This is a genomic window from Pseudomonas sp. SYWMCR5 (assembly GCF_057197165.1).
In genome coordinates this window covers 276653-295710 of the sequence record NZ_JBXUNH010000001.1, presented here as the reverse complement: position 1 = coordinate 295710, position 19058 = coordinate 276653, and the positions used below count along the sequence as shown (strand labels likewise).

The following is a 19058-nucleotide window of genomic DNA, read 5'->3' as shown; positions in this document are numbered from 1 at the left end:
TTATTGACAGGCTGCCGCCGCGATGGTTAGCGGCCTGCCCTGATCCTGGAGTTCGCCCCCCAATGTCGACCGCTGCGCAGCTGGATGCTCTTTCGCTCGAACAGGCGCTGACGCGCCTGCGCCTGATGTTCACCAAGCCGGGGCATCCCTACTACCTGCTGGCACCTGCCTACCGTGATACCTCGTCCGGTATCGTTTCGATGCACTACCTCTGCCACATGCTCAACCTCAACGGGCGCGAGGCTTACATCTACGGCACCGACGTGGTCAATCCCGATCTCAAGACGCCGTTGTTCGACCCGGCCATCGCCCGCCGCCACCTGGCTGAGGGCAAGGTGCCGATCGCGGTCTATCCCGAAGTGGTCAGCGGCAACCCGCTGGAGTGCCCGGTGGTGGCGCGCTACATGCTCAACTTCGAGAGTTTCATCAGCGGCAAGAGCATGAACGCGGCGGCGACCGACCTGATCTTCTACTACGCCGAGCGCCTTGCCGAGGCCCGTGGCGATGTCAACGTCGACCTGCTGTGCCTGCCCACCATCGACATCGAGCTGTTCGCTGCGGGCGCTGCCGATTGCGTGCGCGAAGGTGCCTGCCTCTACCAGAACCGTCACCCGCTGGAGCAGATCGACTACGACCAGTTGCCTGCCGGCATTCGCCTGCTCAGCGTGGCCAATGCCCTGAGCCTGGCGGAGTTGGCCGAAGTGTTGCGCCATGCCGAGGTGCTGTACACCTACGAATGGTCGATGACCTGTGTGATCGCAGTGCTGTGTGGTTGCCCTGTGCTGTTCATGCCGGGACATGGCGTGGACCAGCAGGTGCTCGACAACAGCTTCTTCGGCTGCGTCGGCTTTGCCATGGCCGACCAGCCCCGCGCCCTCGAACAGGCCCGGGCTACCGTTGGCGATGGTCTGCAGCGCTATGTGCAGCGCACCGCATCGTTCTGGCAGCAACTGGACACCTTCATCACCAAGACCCAGGACGCAGCCGTGGCTGAAGCCTCGGGCAACCGGCACGGCATGCTCGACTGGTTGCGTCAGCGCTATCCATTGCCCAAGCAAGTGCAACGTCTGCAGCAGGAGCTGTCCGGGCCGCAGGCGCCGAAGCTTGCCGTGCTGGTGCGCGATCACGGCGACCGTCAGGCGCTGTTGCGGACCCTGGAGAGTGTTGACCGTGGCCTGTATCGACAGGTGCAGGTGCATGTGCTGGGCGAGTGCGACCCGCAGCGCGTCGGTGTGCAATGGCAGGCGTGCGACCCACGTGAGCCGGTGGCGACGATCAATGCGCTGCTGAGCGATTGCGCAAGTGACTGGTACTTGCTGGTCGAGGCTGGCGAGACTTTCGTCGCCAGTGGGTTGCTGGCGCTGGCGGTGCGTTTGCTCGATGCCCCCGAGGAATGCCTGGCGGTCTACGCCGACGAAGGCCTGCGCCGCGAGGGAGGGGATGTCGAGCTGGCGCTGCGCCCGGACCTTAACCTGGACCTGCTGCTGGCACTGCCGGGCAGCCTGTCGCGACACTGGGTCTATCGGCGCGAGGCGCTGGCAGCAGGGTTCGCCGGCGACTGTGGGCGAGCCTTCGAGCTCGGCCTTCAGTTGGGCTTGCTGCTCGAACGCGGGCTGGGCAGTGTCATGCATGTCGCCGAGCCGCTATTGATCGGCAAGGGTGGGCCGCTGGCGGCCTGTCCCGACGAGCAGGCGGTCATCGCGCATCATCTGCGCCTGCGCGGCTATGAGCAGGCGCAGGTCTTTGCCCTTGATGACGTGCCGGGCGGTTATCGCATCGACTACGGTCATGCGCATGTCGCTTCGGTCAGCATCATGGTGCCGTTGCGCGGGCAACTGGTCGATTTCCAGCGCTGCCTGGAAACCCTGTTGACGCACACCGCCCATGAGCAGTTCGAGGTGTTGCTGATCGAGGCGGGCAGCGAAGACCCTGCGTTGCTCGAATGGCTGGACATGGTCGGGCAGATCGGTGAGGGGCGTTTCCAGGTGCTGCGCTATATGCCTGGCCAGCCATGGGCTGCGTTGTGCAACGCGGCTGCGCAGGAGGCGCGGGGTGATTATCTGCTCTGGCTCGACGGCCGCGCCGCGGTACTCGATTGCCACTGGTTGCCGGCGCTGCTCAATCACGCCCAGCGCCCTGAAGTCGGTGCAGTCGGCGGCAAGTTGCTGGCCGGTGACGGCACGGTACGCCAGGCTGGCCTGCTGCTGGGGATCGACGGTTCGGTGGGCGCGGCGTTCGCCGGTCTGCCTGCGCAGTCGACAGGCTACATGGCGCGCCTGGCGCTGGAGCAGAACTTCGCTGCGGTCGGTGGCGAGTGCCTGATGCTGCGGCGCGCGCTGTTCCTCGAGGCCGGCGGCTTCGATGCCAGCGAGTTGCTGGCGCCCTGGGCCGATGTCGACCTGTGCCTGAAGCTGCATCAGGCCGGCTATCTGAATGTCTGGACGCCGCATGCGCGCCTGCTGCTGGATGCGCCACGCGATGTGCTGGCCAGCGAAGAGCAGCACGATGCGTTGTATGCGCGCTGGTTGCCGCGTCTGGCGCACGACCCGGCCTACAACGGCAATTTCTCGCTGCGTGACGGGCAAGGCTTCATGCTGCAAAGCAATGACCTGAGCTGGCGACCCTTGCTGGGCAAGGTGCCGCGGGTATTGGCTTGCATTGCCGAGCAGGATGACCGGGCATTGTCGCGTCTGGTCCATCCGTTGGGGGCGCTGTGCGAAAACGCGTTGCTCGACGGCGCGGCAACCGTGGGGCTGCTGTCGCCGGTGGAGCTGGAGCGTTTTGCCCCGACCAGCGTGATCCTGCAGCGACCGTTGGATGATGCAGGGCTGCTGGCCTTGCGGCGGCTGAGTGCATTCTCCCAAGCGCTGAAGGTAGTGACGCTTGACGGTTATCCCGAACCTGCGCAGTTCGAGTCCGGCGAGGATCTGCTGCAACGCCTGCAGGCCGCGTTGATGCAGGCTGACCGCGTGCTGGTGCCGACGCCTGCGTTGGCCGAGTGGCTGCAGGGGCTGCACCAGGATATCCGGGTGCTGGAGAACGCCTTGCCGGTCGGCTGGGGCCGCCTTAAGGGCGAGCGGCAGGCAGGGGCCTTGCCACGTCTTGGCTGGATCGCCGGCAAGGACGACGAGTTGCTCGAGCAGGTAGTACCGGCCTTGTCGGGTGAAGTCGAGTGGGTGGTGCTGGGTGAGTGTGCCGGTAGCTTGAGGCCGTTCGTCAGCGAGTCGCACCCAGCGGTCGAGCCTGGGCATCTGGGCGAGGCCCTGGCGGCGTTGAACCTCGATCTGGCGCTGGTGCCCATGGCCGATTCCCTGGAAAACGCCTGTTCCGGTGACCTGCGCGTGTTGCAGCACGCGGCCTGTGCTCATCCGGTGATCTGCAGCCGAGTGCCGGGCTTTGCCGCAGGCGATGCCTTGCCGCTGTCGCGCGCGGGTAACCAGCCCGACGAATGGCTGCAGGCGATCCGTCTGCACCTGTCGGACCGTGACGCTTCGGCGGCACTGGGCGATGCGCTGCAGGCGGCTGTGCGTGGGCAGTGGCTGCTCGAAGGTGCGCGGCTGGAGAGCTGGTGCCGGGCCTGGTTACCCGATTGAAGGGGTGGTCTGCAGTGAGGATGTGACGCTGTCGTGTCCATTCGACAAAAAACGCGTGACTTGAGAGTCACTTCGCGCATCTTCACTGTATATTGTCCGAACTAGGAGCCGCCGTAGCGCAGCCATAAACGTGGTCAGGAACAGGGGCGTCCCGTGTTTCCTGGCGTTTCGTCGTTGCGTACGCCGTGGGCTACTTCGCTGTTATTGAACGGGAAGCCACATGATTGGCATTAAAAGCATCGCCAGTTACCTGCCGACTCAAGGGGTAGACAACTACGCCCAGGGCGCAAAATTCGGCAAGGACCAGGATTTCATCTTCGGCAAGATCGGTTCCACCTTCTTGCCGCGCAAGGACAGCGAGCAGGAAACCTCCGACCTGTGCGTCGAGGCTGCACGCAATCTGTTAGCCGCCAATCCTTCGCTCGACCCTGCCAGCATCGATGCAGTGATCGTCGTCACCCAGAATGGCGACGCCGAGGGGCTGCCGCACACCGCAGCGATCGTCCAGCACAAGCTGGGGCTTTCGACCCATGTCGCGGCGTTCGACGTTTCGCTGGGGTGCTCGGGCTATGTCTACGGCCTGTACGCGATGAAAGGCTTCATGGAAGCTGCGGGCTTGAAGAATGGCCTGCTGATCACCGCCGATCCGTACTCGAAGATCGTCGACCCAGAAGACCGCAACACCACCATGCTGTTCGGCGATGCCGCCACCGCGACCTGGATGGGCGAGAACGCCGCCTGGCAACTGGGCAAGTCGCTGTTTGGCAGTGACGGTGGCGGGGCTGAGCACCTGCGCACCACCGATGGCAAGTTCTTCATGAACGGTCGTCAGGTCTACAACTTCGCCCTGGTCAAGGTGCCAGCGCACCTGAACCAGTTGCTCGAAGCCAGCCAGCTGAAGGCTGACGACATCGACCTGTATTGCCTGCATCAAGGCAGCGCAGCTATCGTCGATGCGGTGTCGGCGCGCTTCGATGAGGGCGAGCACAAGGGCAAGTTCGTCAAGGACATGGTCGAGACCGGCAACACCGTTTCTTCCAGCATTCCGTTGCTGCTGGAGAAGCATGTGCTGGGTTCGACTCACAAGCGCGTTGCCCTCAGTGGTTTTGGCGTCGGCCTGTCGTGGGGCTCGGCGATCATCGAACGCACTGATTGAGCGTTGTCGCGGTATCTGCAAAAGCGCCGAACGGGTGACCGTTCGGCGCTTTTGCATTTCTGCTGTCTATCAGCCGTTCTGCGCACGCCGCCGGACGCTGTATTTCTGGCGTCAAACCCTTGATTTCATTGGGGTGGCAGCGTGCCACTAAAAAAATTCGCAAAACCCCCTAAAGCAAACCGCCACGACGACGATAACCATTACGAAGGTTCTCTAGGCCACACACCCGGCAAACGCCAGGGCCGGAAGCCGCAGTACCCAATCCAACGAGGAATTCGTCATGGCTTTGACCGTTAACACCAACACCACCTCTCTGGGCGTTCAGAAAAACCTGAGCCGTGCTTCCGACGCTCTGAGCACCTCGATGACCCGTCTGTCGTCCGGCCTGAAAATCAACAGCGCCAAAGACGACGCCGCCGGCCTGCAGATCGCTACCCGCATGACCTCGCAGATCCGCGGTCAGACCATGGCTATCAAGAACGCCAACGACGGTATCTCCATCGCCCAGACCGCTGAAGGCGCGATGCAAGAGCAGACCAACATCCTGCAGCGTATGCGTGAACTGGCCGTCCAGTCCCGAAACGACTCCAACAGCGAGCAAGACCGTGACGCGCTGGACAAAGAGTTCCAGTCGATGCTGTCGGAAATCGACCGTATCGCCGACTCCACCCAGCTGAACGGCAAGAACCTGCTGGACGGTACCGCTGGCGTCATGACCTTCCAGGTCGGCTCCAACACCGGCACCGCCAACCAGATCACCGTGACTCTCAGTGCCGCGATGAAAACCACCGGTACTGGCGCTGCGCTGACCGCCCTGGCTGGCAAGAGCATCACCGGTGCCAACAGCACCGCCGCCGAAGCCACCTTCACCGCCGCCATCAGCGCCATCGACGAGGCCCTGCAGGCAATCAACACCAACCGTGCTGACCTGGGTGCCGCCCAGAACCGTCTGACCAGCACCATCAACAACCTGCAGAACATCAACGAGAACGCCGAAGCTGCTCGTGGCCGTGTACAGGACACCGACTTCGCTGCCGAAACTGCCCAGCTGACCAAGCAGCAGACCCTGCAGCAAGCTTCGACCTCGGTTCTGGCCCAGGCCAACCAGCTGCCGTCGGCAGTTCTGAAGCTGCTGGGCTAATCTGCCTGATAGCTGCTGGCGGGGGAGTGCACTTGCGGCGCTCCCCCGCCTTTTCATTACGAGGTGGTGGACATGGACATGAGCGTCAAGCTGAACCTGTCTTATCCGGCCGCACGCTCGGCCGAGCAGGTTACCGACAAGCCGGTCTCGCGGCCGTTGGAAACATCCGCTGAGGGCGACAAGCAGGGCGCAGTCAAGGTGCACGACACCGACAACGTCAAGAACGCCGTGTCGCAGATCGAGCAATTCCTGAAAGAAACCCGACGTAATCTTGAGTTTTCCACGGATGAAGAATCCGGCAAGATTGTCGTCAAGGTCATCGCCAGCGAAACCGGCGAGCTGATCCGTCAGATTCCCTCCGAGGAGGCCCTGCGGATCGCCGAAAGCCTGCGCGATGTCAAAAGTGTACTGTTCAACGCCAAGGTCTGACCGGCGGCGAGCACTACGCGACACGAATCATGCCGGCCTTGCAGGAGCAGGGCGGGCGCGTTGAAGAGAGGGGCAGGACATGGCGACAATTACTCCTAGCACAGGCGTGGGCTACGGCCTCGAGATCAGCAAGATCGTCGATGCGTTGGTGAAGTCCGATACTTCGGCCAAGTCCAACCAGATTGCTCGGCAGTCGAGCAATAACTCGGCGATCCTCTCGGGCATCGGCTCTCTGCGCAGCGCCCTGACGGCGTTCCAGGACGCCATGAAGAAGCTCAACGACAAGGATGCGCCTTCCTTCAACGCCTTTGCCGGTACTTCCGCCAACGAAAGCGTGGTCAAGGTCAAGACCACCAACAGTGCAGTTGCCGGTACCTACGATATCCGTGTAAGCCAACTGGCCACTGGTTCCAAGGTCGCCAGCCAGCAGTTCGCCGGGGGGGGGAGCTCGGCGATTAGCGAAGGTGAGCTGACCATCAGCCAGAACGGCAAGACCTACAAGGTCAATGTTGCTGCCGGTTCCACGCTGCAAAGCGTGCGCGACCAGATCAACAAGGAGCTGGGCAAGGAAGGTATCACCGCCAACGTCGTCAACGAGGCGGGCGGTTCGCGGCTGGTATTCGGCTCTACCACGACTGGCAAGGGCAGTGACATTTCCGTCGGCGGTATCCCTGAGCTCACCATCGATGGCACGCAGAAGATGGTGGGTACGGGGGGCGGCTTTATCGACGCCTTGGCACAGGATGCCGAGTTCTCCGTCGACGGTTTGAAACTGACCAGCTCCAAGAACGTCGTCGACAACGCGGTCAGTGGCCTGAGCCTCGAGCTTACCGGCACCACTTCGCCCACTGCCACGACCGGGGTCAAGGTGAGTGTGACGCTCGATAACGATGGCCTGAAGAAATCGGTTCAGTCGTTTGTCGATGCTTACAACACCCTGCGCAAGGCTGTTACCGCCCTGACGACACCGACCAAGGACTCTTCCGGTAACGTGACCAGCCTGGGCCCGTTGACCAACGATCCGACCACGCGCTCGTTGCTGAGCGACATCGGCAAGGTGATCGCCGAAGCCGGTTCGGGCACCCAGCTCAATACCCTCAGCCAGCTGGGTATCAACACCCAGAAAGACGGCACGCTTGAGTTCAACAGCACCAAGTTCACCGCTGCACTGAACGACAAGAAGCTTGGCTCGGAGATTCAGGGGCTGTTCACTGCCGACGGTGGCGTTTTCGACCGGATGACCAAGGCCCTCGATCCCTACGTCAAGACCGGCGGTTCGCTGGATTCGCGCAAGACGGCGCTCGACAAGGTGACCAAGAACCTGCAGGATCAGCAGGCTGCGCTGGACCGCCGTACCGAGCTGCTGACCATCTCGCTGACCAAGAAGTACGCAGCGCTCGACACCGTCCTGGGCCTGATGAAGAAGCAGGGCGAGCAGATCGTCTCGATCTTCGATGCGATGAATGCCCAGGCCAAGAAAGGCTGATCGCTAAGCGGCGACAAAAGCCCGGTGACACCTTGCAGGTGTCCCGGGCTTTGTGTTTCATGGCTAAAGTTTTTTGACGAGCTGGCGATACAGCAGGTATACGCAACCTTTTCGCTGCAATGAGGTAGTTCCATGAACCCGATGTTGGCCCTTCGGCAGTACCAGAAAGTCAACGGTGCTGCACAGACTTCCGAAGCCAGTCCGCACCGTCTGGTGCAGATGCTGATGCAGGGCGGTCTTGACCGGATGGCCCAGGCCAAGGGCGCCATCGCGCGCAAGGACGTCGCCCAGAAGGGCATTCTGATCGGCAAGGCCATCGACATCATTGGTGGCCTGCGCGAAGGGCTGGATCTGGAGAATCACGCCGACAGCCTGACCGACCTCGACAACCTGTACCAGTACATGAGCCGTCGCCTGATCGAAGCCAACGTCCACAGCGACCCGGCGATCATCGACGAAGTGGCGCGCCTGCTGATCACGGTCAAGGAAGGCTGGGACGCCATCGGCGAACAAGTGCCGGCAGAGTAATTCCAGGAGGCGCACATGAGCGAAGTGATTGCACGTATCGAAGAGACCCGCGATGCCTTGCTGGCAGCGTTCGCTGAGCGCGACTGGGATGCGGTGGGCAAGCTCGACCTGGCATGTCGCGTGTGCGTCGAGGATATCCTGGCCGAAGCGCGGGAAAACGATGCGCAGGTCAGGAGCAGCCTGGATGAATTGCTGACGGTCTATCGCCAATTGATTGAAGTTGCAAGTGGTGAACGTCAATCAATAGTCGACGAGATGGCGCAGATCCGTCAGGCAAAAAACGCGACAAAGGTATACCATCTGTTCAGCTGATCGCTGGGCAATGCAAGAAGCTGCGCGCCATAAATTTGACTGTGTGCTGTTTTTTGACTTAACTAGTGGCTGTTTTCGAAATTTCAGACGTCCGAACACTGACCATTCAGTCGGAATGATGTCGAGCACGCCCTCGGGCGCCGATATGACTAGGGAAGTTAGTATTGAATGTGGCGTGAAACCAAGATCCTCCTGATCGATGACGACAGCGAACGCCGCCGCGATCTGGCGGTGGTCCTGAATTTTCTCGGCGAAGAGAACCTTTCCTGCTCCAGTGCGGACTGGCAGCAGTCGGTAGAGGCGTTGTCTTCGAGCAGGGAAGTCCTGTGTGTGCTGATCGGGGCGGTAAATGCTCCGGCAAGTGTCCTGGGCCTGCTTAAGACAGTGGCTGCGTGGGATGAGTTCCTTCCGGTTCTGCTTCTGGGCGAAATTTCTTCCGCCGAGTTCCCTGAAGACTTGCGCCGGCGCGTGCTGTCCAACCTGGAGATGCCGCCGAGCTACAGCCAGTTGCTCGACTCGCTGCACCGCGCCCAGGTCTATCGTGAAATGTACGACCAGGCCCGCGAGCGCGGTCGTCAGCGCGAACCCAACCTTTTCCGCAGCCTGGTTGGAACCAGTCGTGCGATCCAGCATGTGCGGCAGATGATGCAGCAGGTGGCCGACACCGATGCCAGCGTGCTGATCCTCGGTGAGTCCGGCACGGGCAAGGAAGTGGTGGCGCGCAACCTGCACTACCACTCCAAGCGCCGTGAAGCGCCGTTCGTGCCGGTCAATTGCGGGGCGATTCCGGCCGAGTTGCTCGAAAGCGAGCTGTTCGGGCATGAGAAGGGCGCCTTCACCGGGGCGATCACCAGCCGTGCGGGGCGTTTCGAGCTGGCCAACGGCGGCACCCTGTTCCTCGACGAGATCGGCGACATGCCGTTGCCGATGCAGGTCAAGCTGTTGCGCGTACTGCAGGAGCGCACTTTCGAGCGGGTTGGCAGCAACAAGACCCAAAGCATCGATGTGCGCATTATCGCGGCGACCCACAAGAACCTCGAGGGCATGATCGAGGAGGGGACCTTCCGCGAAGACCTGTACTATCGCCTGAACGTCTTCCCTATCGAAATGGCACCGCTGCGCGAGCGTGTCGAGGACATCCCGCTGCTGATGAACGAGCTGATCTCGCGCATGGAGCACGAGAAGCGCGGCTCTATCCGTTTCAACTCGGCCTCGATCATGTCGCTGTGCCGGCATGGCTGGCCGGGCAACGTCCGTGAGCTGGCCAACCTGGTCGAGCGCATGGCGATCATGCACCCGTACGGGGTGATCGGTGTTGCCGAGCTGCCGAAGAAATTCCGCTACGTCGATGACGAAGACGAGCAGTTGGTCGACAGCCTGCGCAGCGATCTCGAAGAGCGCGTGGCGATCAACGGTCATGCGCCGAACTTCTCCAGCCACGCCATGCTGCCGCCGGAAGGCCTGGACCTGAAGGACTACCTCGGCAGCCTTGAGCAGGGGCTGATCCAGCAAGCCCTGGACGATGCCAACGGTATCGTTGCTCGTGCCGCCGAACGCCTGCGCATCCGTCGAACCACGCTTGTGGAGAAGATGCGCAAGTACGGCATGAGCCGCCAGGGCGGCGAAGACCAGGCCGAAGACTGAAGGCCCGGCCCCTTGCAGGTGCAACCTCGTGTCGCGCCTGCAAGGGGTCGGCGTTCGTTCAGAAACCCCATCCCCGGCACGGCTATTGCTACACCGCAGGCAAAGTACCGTTTTTATGACGGTCAGCCATGCGAGAGAGCACGATGCCCCAGGCCGCCCATATCTCCCGAGCCCCTGAGCAGCAGGGACGCACCCCGGTCGAACAGGAAAGTCGACAAGGGCTCGAGCAGGCGTTCGCCCTGTTCAACCAGGTTTCCTCCCAGCTCAGCGAGTCGTACAACATGCTCGAGGCGCGCGTCAGCGAGCTCAAGGGCGAGTTGGAAGTGGTCAGCGCGCAGCGTATGGCCGAGCTTGGTGAAAAGGAACGTCTGGCCAACCGTTTGCAGCATTTGCTGGATTTGCTGCCTGGCGGGGTGATCGTCATCGATGGCCAGGGCCATGTGCGCGAAGCCAACCCTGCCGCCTGTGAGTTGCTCGGTGCGCCGTTGGTCGGTGAGCTGTGGCGCCAGGTCATCGCCCGCAGTTTCGCGCCGCGAGAAGATGACGGCCATGAGGTGTCGCTGCGTGACGGTCGACGCCTGTCCATTGCCACCCGTTCGCTGGATGCCGAGCCCGGCCAGTTGGTGTTGCTCAACGACCTGACTGAAACCCGTCGCCTGCAGGGGCAACTGGCGCGTCACGAGCGTCTGTCGTCGTTGGGGCGCATGGTCGCGTCGCTGGCCCACCAGATTCGTACGCCGCTGTCGGCGGCGCTGCTCTATGCCAGCCACCTGGCAGACGATGAGGGGGAGCTGGCGCTGGCAACCCGGCAGCGCTTTGCCGGCAGCCTCAAGGAGCGCTTGCACGAGCTCGAGCATCAGGTGCGCGACATGCTGGTGTTCGCCCGCGGCGAGCTGCCGCTGAGTGATCGGCTGACCCCCAAGGCGTTGTTCCAGGTGCTGCAGCAGGCTGCGCAGTCGCATGTGCAAGGGCATGCGGTGCGCTGGCAGTGTGACACGCACCTGGGCGAGTTGCTGTGCAATCGCGACACCTTGGTCGGCGCCTTGCTCAACCTGATCGAAAACGCGCTGCAGGCAAGCCCTGAGCCTGCGCGCCTGAAGGTTCACCTGTTCCGGCGCGGGCTGAGCCTGCACCTGTGCGTCAGTGACGCTGGCAGCGGAATCGACGCGCAACTGCTGGCGCGTCTGGGTGAGCCGTTCCTGACCACCAAGGCCACCGGCACCGGCCTGGGCCTGGCGGTGGTCAAGGCGGTGGTCAAGGCGCATCAGGGTAGCCTGGAGTTGCGTTCGAAGGTCGGCCGCGGCACCTGCGTGCGGGTGGTGCTGCCGCTGATCGGCGGGCAATCGACGGAGGTGTTGTGATGGTCAAGGTGTTGCTGGTCGAGGATGACCGTGTCCTGCGTCAGGCGCTGGGCGATACCCTGGAGATCGGCGGCTTCGACTACCGCGCCGTGGGCAGCGCCGAGGAAGCGCTGGATGCCGTGGCCGAGGACGCCTACGGCCTGGTGGTCAGCGATGTGAACATGCCGGGCATGGACGGCCATCAGTTGCTGGCCAGGTTGCGTCGCCATCATCCACAACTTCCGGTGCTACTGATGACCGCTCATGCTGCGGTCGAGCGTGCCGTGGAGGCGATGCGCCAAGGGGCTGCCGACTATCTGGTCAAGCCGTTCGAGCCCAAGGCACTGCTGAGCCTGGTCGAGCGGCATGCGGCGGGTCGCCTGGATGCCGAGGAAGAAGGGCCGGTGGCTAGCGAGCCGGCCAGCAGGCAGTTGCTCGAACTGGCCGCCCGTGTTGCCCGCAGTGACTCCACGGTGCTGATCTCGGGCGAGTCGGGTACCGGCAAGGAAGTGCTGGCGCGCTACATTCACCAGCAGTCGGGGCGTGCAGCGCAGCCGTTCGTGGCGATCAACTGTGCGGCGATTCCGGACAACATGCTCGAAGCCACACTGTTCGGTCACGAAAAAGGCGCGTTCACCGGTGCCATCGCGGCCCAAGCGGGCAAGTTCGAGCAGGCCGAAGGCGGCACCCTGTTGCTCGACGAAATTTCCGAAATGCCACTTGGCCTGCAGGCCAAGCTGTTGCGCGTGCTGCAGGAGCGGGAGGTCGAGCGGGTCGGCGGGCGCAAGCCGATCACCCTGGACATCCGCGTGCTGGCCACCACCAACCGTGACCTGGCGGGCGAGGTGGCGGCGGGGCGCTTCCGCGAAGACCTGTACTACCGTCTTTCGGTCTTCCCGCTGGCCTGGCGCCCACTGCGCGAGCGCAGCGCCGATATCCTGCCGCTGGCCGAGCGCCTGCTGGCCAAGCATGTCGGCAAGATGAAGCATGCGCCGGTTCGTCTGTCGGCCGAGGCGCGGGCATGCCTGCAAGCGCACGCATGGCCTGGCAACGTGCGCGAGCTGGACAACGCGCTGCAGCGAGCGCTGATCCTGCAGCAAGGTGGGGTGATCGAGGCGGCGGATTTCTGTCTGGCGGGCGCCATTCCCTTGTCGCCAGTGAGTGATGATATCACTGAGCCATCATCGCTCGAATCGTCCTCGGAGTCCAGTGGCCTGGGCGACGATATGCGTCGTCATGAGTTCCAGATGATCATCGATACCTTGCGCGCCGAACGTGGGCGTCGCAAGGAGGCCGCCGAGCGTCTGGGCATCAGCCCGCGCACGCTGCGCTACAAGCTGGCGCAGATGCGCGATGCGGGGATGGATGTCGAGGCCAGCCTGTACGGGTGAGCGCCTCTGCGGAGTGACTTTGCGAAGGCTGGCACCTTTGTTGCTTTAACCGTTTTACCCGCTGCATCAGTGTCAAAAAAATGCGGCCGCCGGAGAGAGAAGGTCATGAGCCAAGGTGTTGAATTCAATCGTCTGATGTTGGACATGCGCGCGATGCAGGCCGATGCCATGTCGCTGCCCAAGGTCGCCGCTGCGCCTGAGCTCGCCCCGGGCCAGAGCAGCTTCGCCGACATGCTCGGCCAGGCCATCAACAAGGTCAGCGATACCCAGCAGGCATCCAGCCAGTTGGCCAACGCCTTCGAGATCGGCAAGAGCGGCGTCGACCTCACCGATGTGATGATCGCCTCGCAGAAGGCCAGTGTGTCGTTCCAGGCCCTGACCCAGGTGCGCAACAAGCTGGTCCAGGCGTACCAGGACATCATGCAGATGCCGGTTTGAGGACGTATTGAGTCATGGCCGAAGCAGTCGTCGATAACGCCCCCGCCAAGAGTGGCCCGCCCGTGGCCAAGCCGCCGCTGTTCGGCATGGCGTTCCTGGAAAACATCTCGCAGATGCCCATGCTGCGTCAGGTCGGCCTGCTGGTCGGGCTGGCCGCCAGCGTGGCTATCGGCTTTGCCGTGGTGCTCTGGTCGCAGCAGCCGGATTACCGTCCGCTGTATGGCAGCCTGGCCGGCATGGACACCAAGCAGGTCATGGAAACCCTGGCCGCCGCTGATATTCCCTACACCGTCGAGCCGAATTCCGGTGCACTGCTGGTCAAGGCCGATGACCTCTCCCGTGCCCGCATGAAACTGGCCGCCGCCGGCGTGGCGCCGAGCGACGGCAACATCGGGTTCGAGATCCTCGACAAGGACCAGGGCCTGGGCACCAGCCAGTTCATGGAGGCGACCCGTTACCGTCGCGGCCTGGAAGGCGAATTGGCGCGGACCATCTCCAGCCTGAACAACATCAAGGCCGCACGGGTGCACCTGGCCATTCCGAAAAGCTCGGTATTCGTGCGTGACGAGCGCCGCCCGAGCGCTTCGGTACTGGTCGAGATGTTCCCGGGGCGCAACCTGGAAGCCGGTCAGGTGATGGCGATCGTCAACCTGGTTGCCACCAGCGTGCCGGAGCTGGACAAGTCGCAAGTCACCGTGGTCGACCAGAAGGGCAATCTGCTCTCCGACCAGTTGCAAGACACCTCGCTGACCGTGGCCGGCAAGCAGTTCGATTACACCCGGCGCATGGAAGGCCTGCTCACCCAGCGTGTGCACAATATCCTGCAGCCTGTGCTGGGCAACGACCGCTACAAGGCCGAGGTGTCCGCCGACGTCGACTTCAACGCAGTCGAGTCCACCTCTGAACAGTTCAACCCCGATCAACCTGCCCTGCGCAGCGAGCAGTCGGTGAATGAGCAGCGTGCCAGCAGCCAGGGCCCGCAGGGTGTGCCCGGTGCGCTGAGCAACCAGCCGCCGGCGGGTGCCGCCGCCCCGGAAAACGCCGCTGGCGGTGGTACGCCAGCCGGTGCCATTGCCCCGGGCCAGCCGCTGGTCGATGCCAACGGCCAGCAGATCATGGACCCGGCCACCGGCCAGCCGATGCTCGCGCCATATCCGTCCGACAAGCGTCAGCAGAGCACCAAGAACTTCGAGCTGGACCGCTCCATCAGCCATACCCGCCAGCAGCAAGGTCGCCTGACCCGCCTGTCGGTGGCCGTGGTGGTGGACGACCAGGTCAAGGTCGATGCCAATGGCGAGACCACTCGCGCGCCCTGGGGCGCCGAGGACCTGTCGCGCTTCACTCGCCTGGTGCAGGATGCGGTCGGCTTCGACGCCAGCCGTGGCGACAGCGTGACCGTGATGAACGTGCCGTTCTCCGCCGACCGCGGTGAAGTGCTCGCCGACATTCCGTTCTACTCGCAGCCGTGGTTCTGGGACATCATCAAGCAAGTGCTGGGCGTGGTGTTCATCCTGGTGCTGGTGTTCGGCGTGCTGCGCCCTGTGCTCAACAACATCACCGGTGGCGGCAAGAGTGCGGCCACCGACAGCGACATGGAACTGGGCGGCATGATCGGCCTGGACGGCGAGCTCGGCAACGACCGCGTCAGCCTCGGCGGCCCGAGCAGTATCCTGTTGCCAAGCCCGAGCGAAGGCTACGAGGCGCAACTGAACGCAATCAAGGGCCTGGTGGCCGAAGACCCGGGCCGTGTCGCCCAGGTCGTGAAAGAGTGGATCAACGCCGATGAGTGACAACCGAGCCGTTACCGCCAAGCTGAGCCGCGTCGACAAGGCGGCGATTCTCCTGCTGTCCCTGGGCGAGACCGATGCAGCCCAGGTCCTGCGCCACATGGGGCCCAAGGAAGTGCAGCGGGTCGGCGTCGCCATGGCGCAGATGGGCAATGTGCACCGCGAGCAGGTCGAGCAGGTCATGAGCGAGTTCGTCGAGATCGTCGGCGACCAGACCAGCCTGGGCGTCGGCTCCGACGGCTATATCCGCAAGATGCTCAACCAGGCGCTCGGCGAGGACAAGGCCAACGGCCTGATCGACCGCATCCTGCTCGGTGGCAACACCAGCGGCCTGGACAGCCTGAAGTGGATGGAGCCGCGTGCCGTGGCCGATGTCATCCGCTATGAGCACCCGCAGATCCAGGCCATCGTGGTCGCCTACCTCGATCCCGACCAGGCCGGTGAAGTGTTGAGCAATTTCGACCACAAGGTGCGCCTGGACATCGTCCTGCGCGTTTCGTCGTTGAACACCGTGCAACCGGCGGCACTCAAGGAACTGAACCAGATCCTCGAGAAACAGTTCTCGGGCAACTCCAATGCCGCGCGCACCACCCTGGGTGGCATCAAGCGCGCTGCCGACATCATGAACTTCCTCGACAGTTCCGTGGAAGGCCAGCTGATGGATGCGATCCGCGATATCGACAGCGACCTGTCGGAGCAGATCGAAGACCTGATGTTCGTCTTCAACAACCTGGCCGACGTCGACGACCGTGGTATCCAGGCGCTGCTGCGCGAGGTGTCCTCGGACGTGCTGGTGGTGTCGCTCAAGGGCGCGGACGAGAAGGTCAAGGACAAGATCTTCAAGAACATGTCCAAGCGTGCTTCGGAACTGCTGCGCGACGACCTGGAGGCCAAGGGGCCGGTGCGGGTCAGCGATGTGGAAGCGGCGCAGAAGGAAATCCTCACCATCGCTCGACGCATGGCCGAGGCCGGCGAGATCGTGCTCGGTGGCAAGGGTGCCGAGGAAATGATCTAAGCGATTTCGCGCACCGTGCTGACTGGCGCTGACCCTGTGGGCGCGGGCTTGCCCGCGACGGCGCCAGGCCAGGCAACGCGTTGCCCCTGCTGACGCATTCGCGGGCAAGCCCGCTCCCACGGGGATCGCGTTGGCCGAACATGGTTTCGAGAACATGACAGCATGTCCACCAAAGAACATCCCAGCGACCTGATCCGAGCCCGCGACCTCGAGGGTGTCGATGTGTGGGCACTGCCCAGCTTCGATCCGCAACCCGAGTTCGAGCCTGAGCCTGAACCCGAGGTGGTCGAGGAAGTCGAGGAAGTGCCGCTGGAGGAAGTCCAGCCGTTGACCCTCGAAGAGCTCGAGGCGATCCGTCAGGAGGCCTACAACGAAGGCTTCGCCACTGGCGAGCGCGAGGGTTTCCACAGCACGCAGCTCAAGGTACGCCAGGAAGCCGAGGAGGCACTGACGGCCAAGCTGGCAGGCCTTGAGCAACTGATGGCGAACCTGCTCGAGCCCATTGCCGAGCAGGACACCCAGATCGAGAAGTCCCTCGTGCACCTGGTCGTCCATGTCGCCCGTCAGGTGATCGGCCGCGAGCTGCGTAGCGACTCCGGGCAGATCACCCATGTGCTGCGTGAGGCCCTCAAGTTGCTGCCAATGGGCGCCGACAATATTCGCATCCACCTCAATCCCCAGGACTTCGAGCTGGCCAAGGCCTTGCGCGAGCGTCACGAGGAGAGCTGGAAGCTGCTCGAAGACGAGTCCTTGCTGCCGGGTGGTTGCCGCATTGAGACGGCCCACAGCCGCATCGATGCCACCATGGAAACCCGCATGGAGAAGGCCGTGGCGCAACTGTTCGAGCAGTCCCACGATCAATCCCTGCATCCGGCGGCACCGGATCTGTCCATTGAGCTGGATGCGCCCGATGCGCCTTGATCGCACCAGTTTCGCCAAGCGCTTGAGTGGTTATGCCGAGGCGGTGAGCCTGCCCGAGCAGCCGGTGGTCGAGGGGCGCCTGCTGCGTATGGTCGGCCTTACCCTCGAAGCCGAAGGCTTGCGCGGGGCGGTAGGCAGCCGCTGCATGGTGATCAACGACGACAGCTACCACCCGGTGCAGGTCGAGGCCGAGGTGATGGGCTTTGCCGGCAGCAAGGTCTTCCTCATGCCGGTCGGCAGTATCGCCGGTATCGCCCCGGGGGCGCGGGTGGTGCCGCTGGATGACAGCGGCCGCCTGCCGATGGGCATGAGCATGCTTGGGCGGGTGCTCGATGGCGCTGGCCGTGCCCTCGATGGCAAGGGCGGGATGAAGGCCGAGGACTGGGTGCCGCTGGATGGTCCGGTGATCAACCCGCTCAACCGCGATCCGATCAGTCAGCCGCTCGACGTGGGCATCCGCAGCATCAACGGCCTGTTGACCGTCGGTCGCGGCCAGCGCCTGGGCCTGTTCGCCGGTACCGGTGTCGGTAAGTCGGTGCTGCTGGGCATGATGACCCGCTTCACCAAGGCCGACATCATCGTCGTCGGGCTGATCGGCGAGCGGGGCCGCGAGGTGAAGGAGTTCATCGAGCACATCCTCGGCGAAGAAGGGCTCAAGCGTTCGGTGGTGGTCGCCTCACCGGCCGACGATGCGCCGCTGATGCGCCTGCGCGCAGCCATGTATTGCACGCGCATCGCCGAGTATTTCCGCGACAAGGGCAAGAATGTCCTGCTGTTGATGGATTCGCTGACCCGTTTTGCCCAGGCGCAGCGGGAAATCGCCCTGGCCATCGGCGAGCCGCCCGCCACCCGTGGCTACCCGCCGTCGGTGTTCGCCAAGTTGCCCAAGCTGGTCGAGCGCGCGGGCAATGGCGAGGCCGGCGGGGGTTCGATCACCGCGTTCTATACCGTGCTTTCCGAGGGTGATGACCAGCAGGATCCGATCGCCGACTCGGCGCGTGGCGTGCTGGACGGTCACTTCGTGCTGTCCCGGCGTCTGGCCGAGGAAGGGCATTATCCGGCGATCGACATCGAGGCCTCGATCAGCCGGGTGATGCCGCAGGTGGTGGATGCCGACCATCTGCGCCAGGCGCAGAAATTCAAGCAGTTGTGGTCGCGTTTGTCGCAGAGTCGCGACCTGATCAGCGTCGGTGCCTACGTGGCCGGTGGCGATCCGGAAACCGACCTGGCCATTGCCTTGCAGTCCAAGCTGGTGGCGTTCTTGCGCCAAGGGCTGGACGAGAGTGTCGGCATGGCCGAGAGCGGCGAGCAGTTGGGCGCGGTGTTCGCCCCGCCGGCGGGCGCCTGATAGGCCATGGCCCTGCCCAGTCGTGCCGCGCGCCTGTCGCCGGTGGTGGAGATGGCCGAGGAGGCCGAGCGTAAGGCCGTCCAGCGCATGGGCCATTTCCAGCAATTGGTGGCCCAGGCCCAGGCCAAGCTCGCCGAGCTTGAGCGTTTTCGCGAGGACTACCAGTTGCAGTGGATCAACCGCGGCAGCCAGGGCGTTGGCGGCAGCTGGTTGGTTAACTACCAGCGCTTTCTGGGGCAGTTGGAAACGGCCATGACCCAGCAGCGTCAGAGCCTGACCTGGCACCAGAACAACCTCAAGAACGCCCGTGATGCCTGGCAACAGGCCTATGCCCGGGTCGAGGGCCTGCGCAAGCTGGTGCAGCGATACCTGGACGAGGCTCGTCGGGCAGAAGACAAGCGCGAGCAGAAGTTGCTCGACGAGCTATCGCAGCGGTTGCCGCGGCAGAATCATTTCTAGCTCGACGTTGCTTCAACCCGCTGCGCTTGCGGCCTGGCTGGGCGACTGCTAAACCTTCCTGAGTCGTAGC

Annotated in this window: 16 protein-coding genes; all 16 read left to right on the top strand. The window is 63.4% G+C overall.

Translation table 11 applies throughout. The annotated features are described in order from the left end of the window. Window positions 1–62 precede the first annotated feature (62 nt). The gene (locus AC2CGW_RS01295; RefSeq protein ID WP_484573403.1) at window positions 63–3593 is read left to right on the top strand and encodes a glycosyltransferase; all 3531 of its coding nucleotides are present in this window, start codon (window positions 63–65) and stop codon (window positions 3591–3593) included. 220 nt (window positions 3594–3813) lie between these two features. After that, window positions 3814–4749 carry a ketoacyl-ACP synthase III gene (locus tag AC2CGW_RS01290; protein ID WP_484573402.1) on the top strand — a complete coding sequence of 312 codons (936 nt, stop codon included), beginning with the start codon at window positions 3814–3816 and terminating at the stop codon, window positions 4747–4749. A gap of 280 nt (window positions 4750–5029) precedes the next feature. Next, on the top strand, window positions 5030–5890 hold the full coding sequence (locus tag AC2CGW_RS01285) for a flagellin domain-containing protein (RefSeq protein WP_186666440.1): 861 nt from the start codon (window positions 5030–5032) through the stop codon (window positions 5888–5890). Between the two features lie 72 nt (window positions 5891–5962). Continuing rightward, a complete protein-coding gene (locus AC2CGW_RS01280; protein WP_186666439.1) occupies window positions 5963–6319 on the top strand; it encodes a flagellar protein FlaG in 357 nt (118 codons plus the stop codon). A 79-nt stretch (window positions 6320–6398) separates the two neighbouring features. Then, complete coding sequence (gene fliD, locus AC2CGW_RS01275; protein WP_186666438.1) at window positions 6399–7805, top strand: flagellar filament capping protein FliD; 1407 nt, start codon at window positions 6399–6401, stop codon at window positions 7803–7805. Between the two features lie 132 nt (window positions 7806–7937). Further along, window positions 7938–8333 (top strand): flagellar export chaperone FliS, encoded by a 396-nt coding sequence (gene fliS / locus AC2CGW_RS01270; protein ID WP_054891888.1) that lies wholly within the window; start codon window positions 7938–7940, stop codon window positions 8331–8333. A gap of 15 nt (window positions 8334–8348) precedes the next feature. Continuing rightward, on the top strand, window positions 8349–8645 hold the full coding sequence (fliT, locus tag AC2CGW_RS01265) for a flagellar protein FliT (protein ID WP_186666437.1): 297 nt from the start codon (window positions 8349–8351) through the stop codon (window positions 8643–8645). 168 nt (window positions 8646–8813) lie between these two features. Continuing rightward, window positions 8814–10289, top strand: a complete 1476-nt coding sequence (gene fleQ, locus AC2CGW_RS01260) for a transcriptional regulator FleQ (protein ID WP_484573401.1) — start codon at window positions 8814–8816, stop codon at window positions 10287–10289. A gap of 143 nt (window positions 10290–10432) precedes the next feature. Beyond that, complete coding sequence (locus tag AC2CGW_RS01255) at window positions 10433–11650, top strand: sensor histidine kinase (protein WP_186666434.1); 1218 nt, start codon at window positions 10433–10435, stop codon at window positions 11648–11650. After that, window positions 11647–13020, top strand: a complete 1374-nt coding sequence (locus AC2CGW_RS01250) for a sigma-54-dependent transcriptional regulator (protein ID WP_288376119.1) — start codon at window positions 11647–11649, stop codon at window positions 13018–13020. The genes AC2CGW_RS01255 and AC2CGW_RS01250 overlap by 4 nt, the downstream gene beginning before the upstream one ends. A gap of 105 nt (window positions 13021–13125) precedes the next feature. After that, complete coding sequence (gene fliE / locus AC2CGW_RS01245) at window positions 13126–13458, top strand: flagellar hook-basal body complex protein FliE (RefSeq protein ID WP_054891884.1); 333 nt, start codon at window positions 13126–13128, stop codon at window positions 13456–13458. A gap of 14 nt (window positions 13459–13472) precedes the next feature. Next, a complete protein-coding gene (gene fliF / locus AC2CGW_RS01240; protein ID WP_186666429.1) occupies window positions 13473–15248 on the top strand; it encodes a flagellar basal-body MS-ring/collar protein FliF in 1776 nt (591 codons plus the stop codon). After that, entirely contained in the window at window positions 15241–16260 is a 1020-nt protein-coding gene (gene fliG / locus AC2CGW_RS01235; RefSeq protein ID WP_186666427.1) for a flagellar motor switch protein FliG, read from the top strand. The genes fliF and fliG overlap by 8 nt, the downstream gene beginning before the upstream one ends. A gap of 162 nt (window positions 16261–16422) precedes the next feature. Beyond that, complete coding sequence (gene fliH, locus AC2CGW_RS01230) at window positions 16423–17181, top strand: flagellar assembly protein FliH (RefSeq protein WP_186719849.1); 759 nt, start codon at window positions 16423–16425, stop codon at window positions 17179–17181. Next, window positions 17171–18529 carry a flagellar protein export ATPase FliI gene (fliI, locus tag AC2CGW_RS01225; RefSeq protein ID WP_288376114.1) on the top strand — a complete coding sequence of 453 codons (1359 nt, stop codon included), beginning with the start codon at window positions 17171–17173 and terminating at the stop codon, window positions 18527–18529. Before fliH ends, fliI begins: the two co-directional genes overlap by 11 nt. 6 nt (window positions 18530–18535) lie before the next feature. Next, the gene (fliJ, locus tag AC2CGW_RS01220) at window positions 18536–18988 is read left to right on the top strand and encodes a flagellar export protein FliJ (RefSeq protein ID WP_186666423.1); all 453 of its coding nucleotides are present in this window, start codon (window positions 18536–18538) and stop codon (window positions 18986–18988) included. Window positions 18989–19058 lie beyond the last annotated feature (70 nt).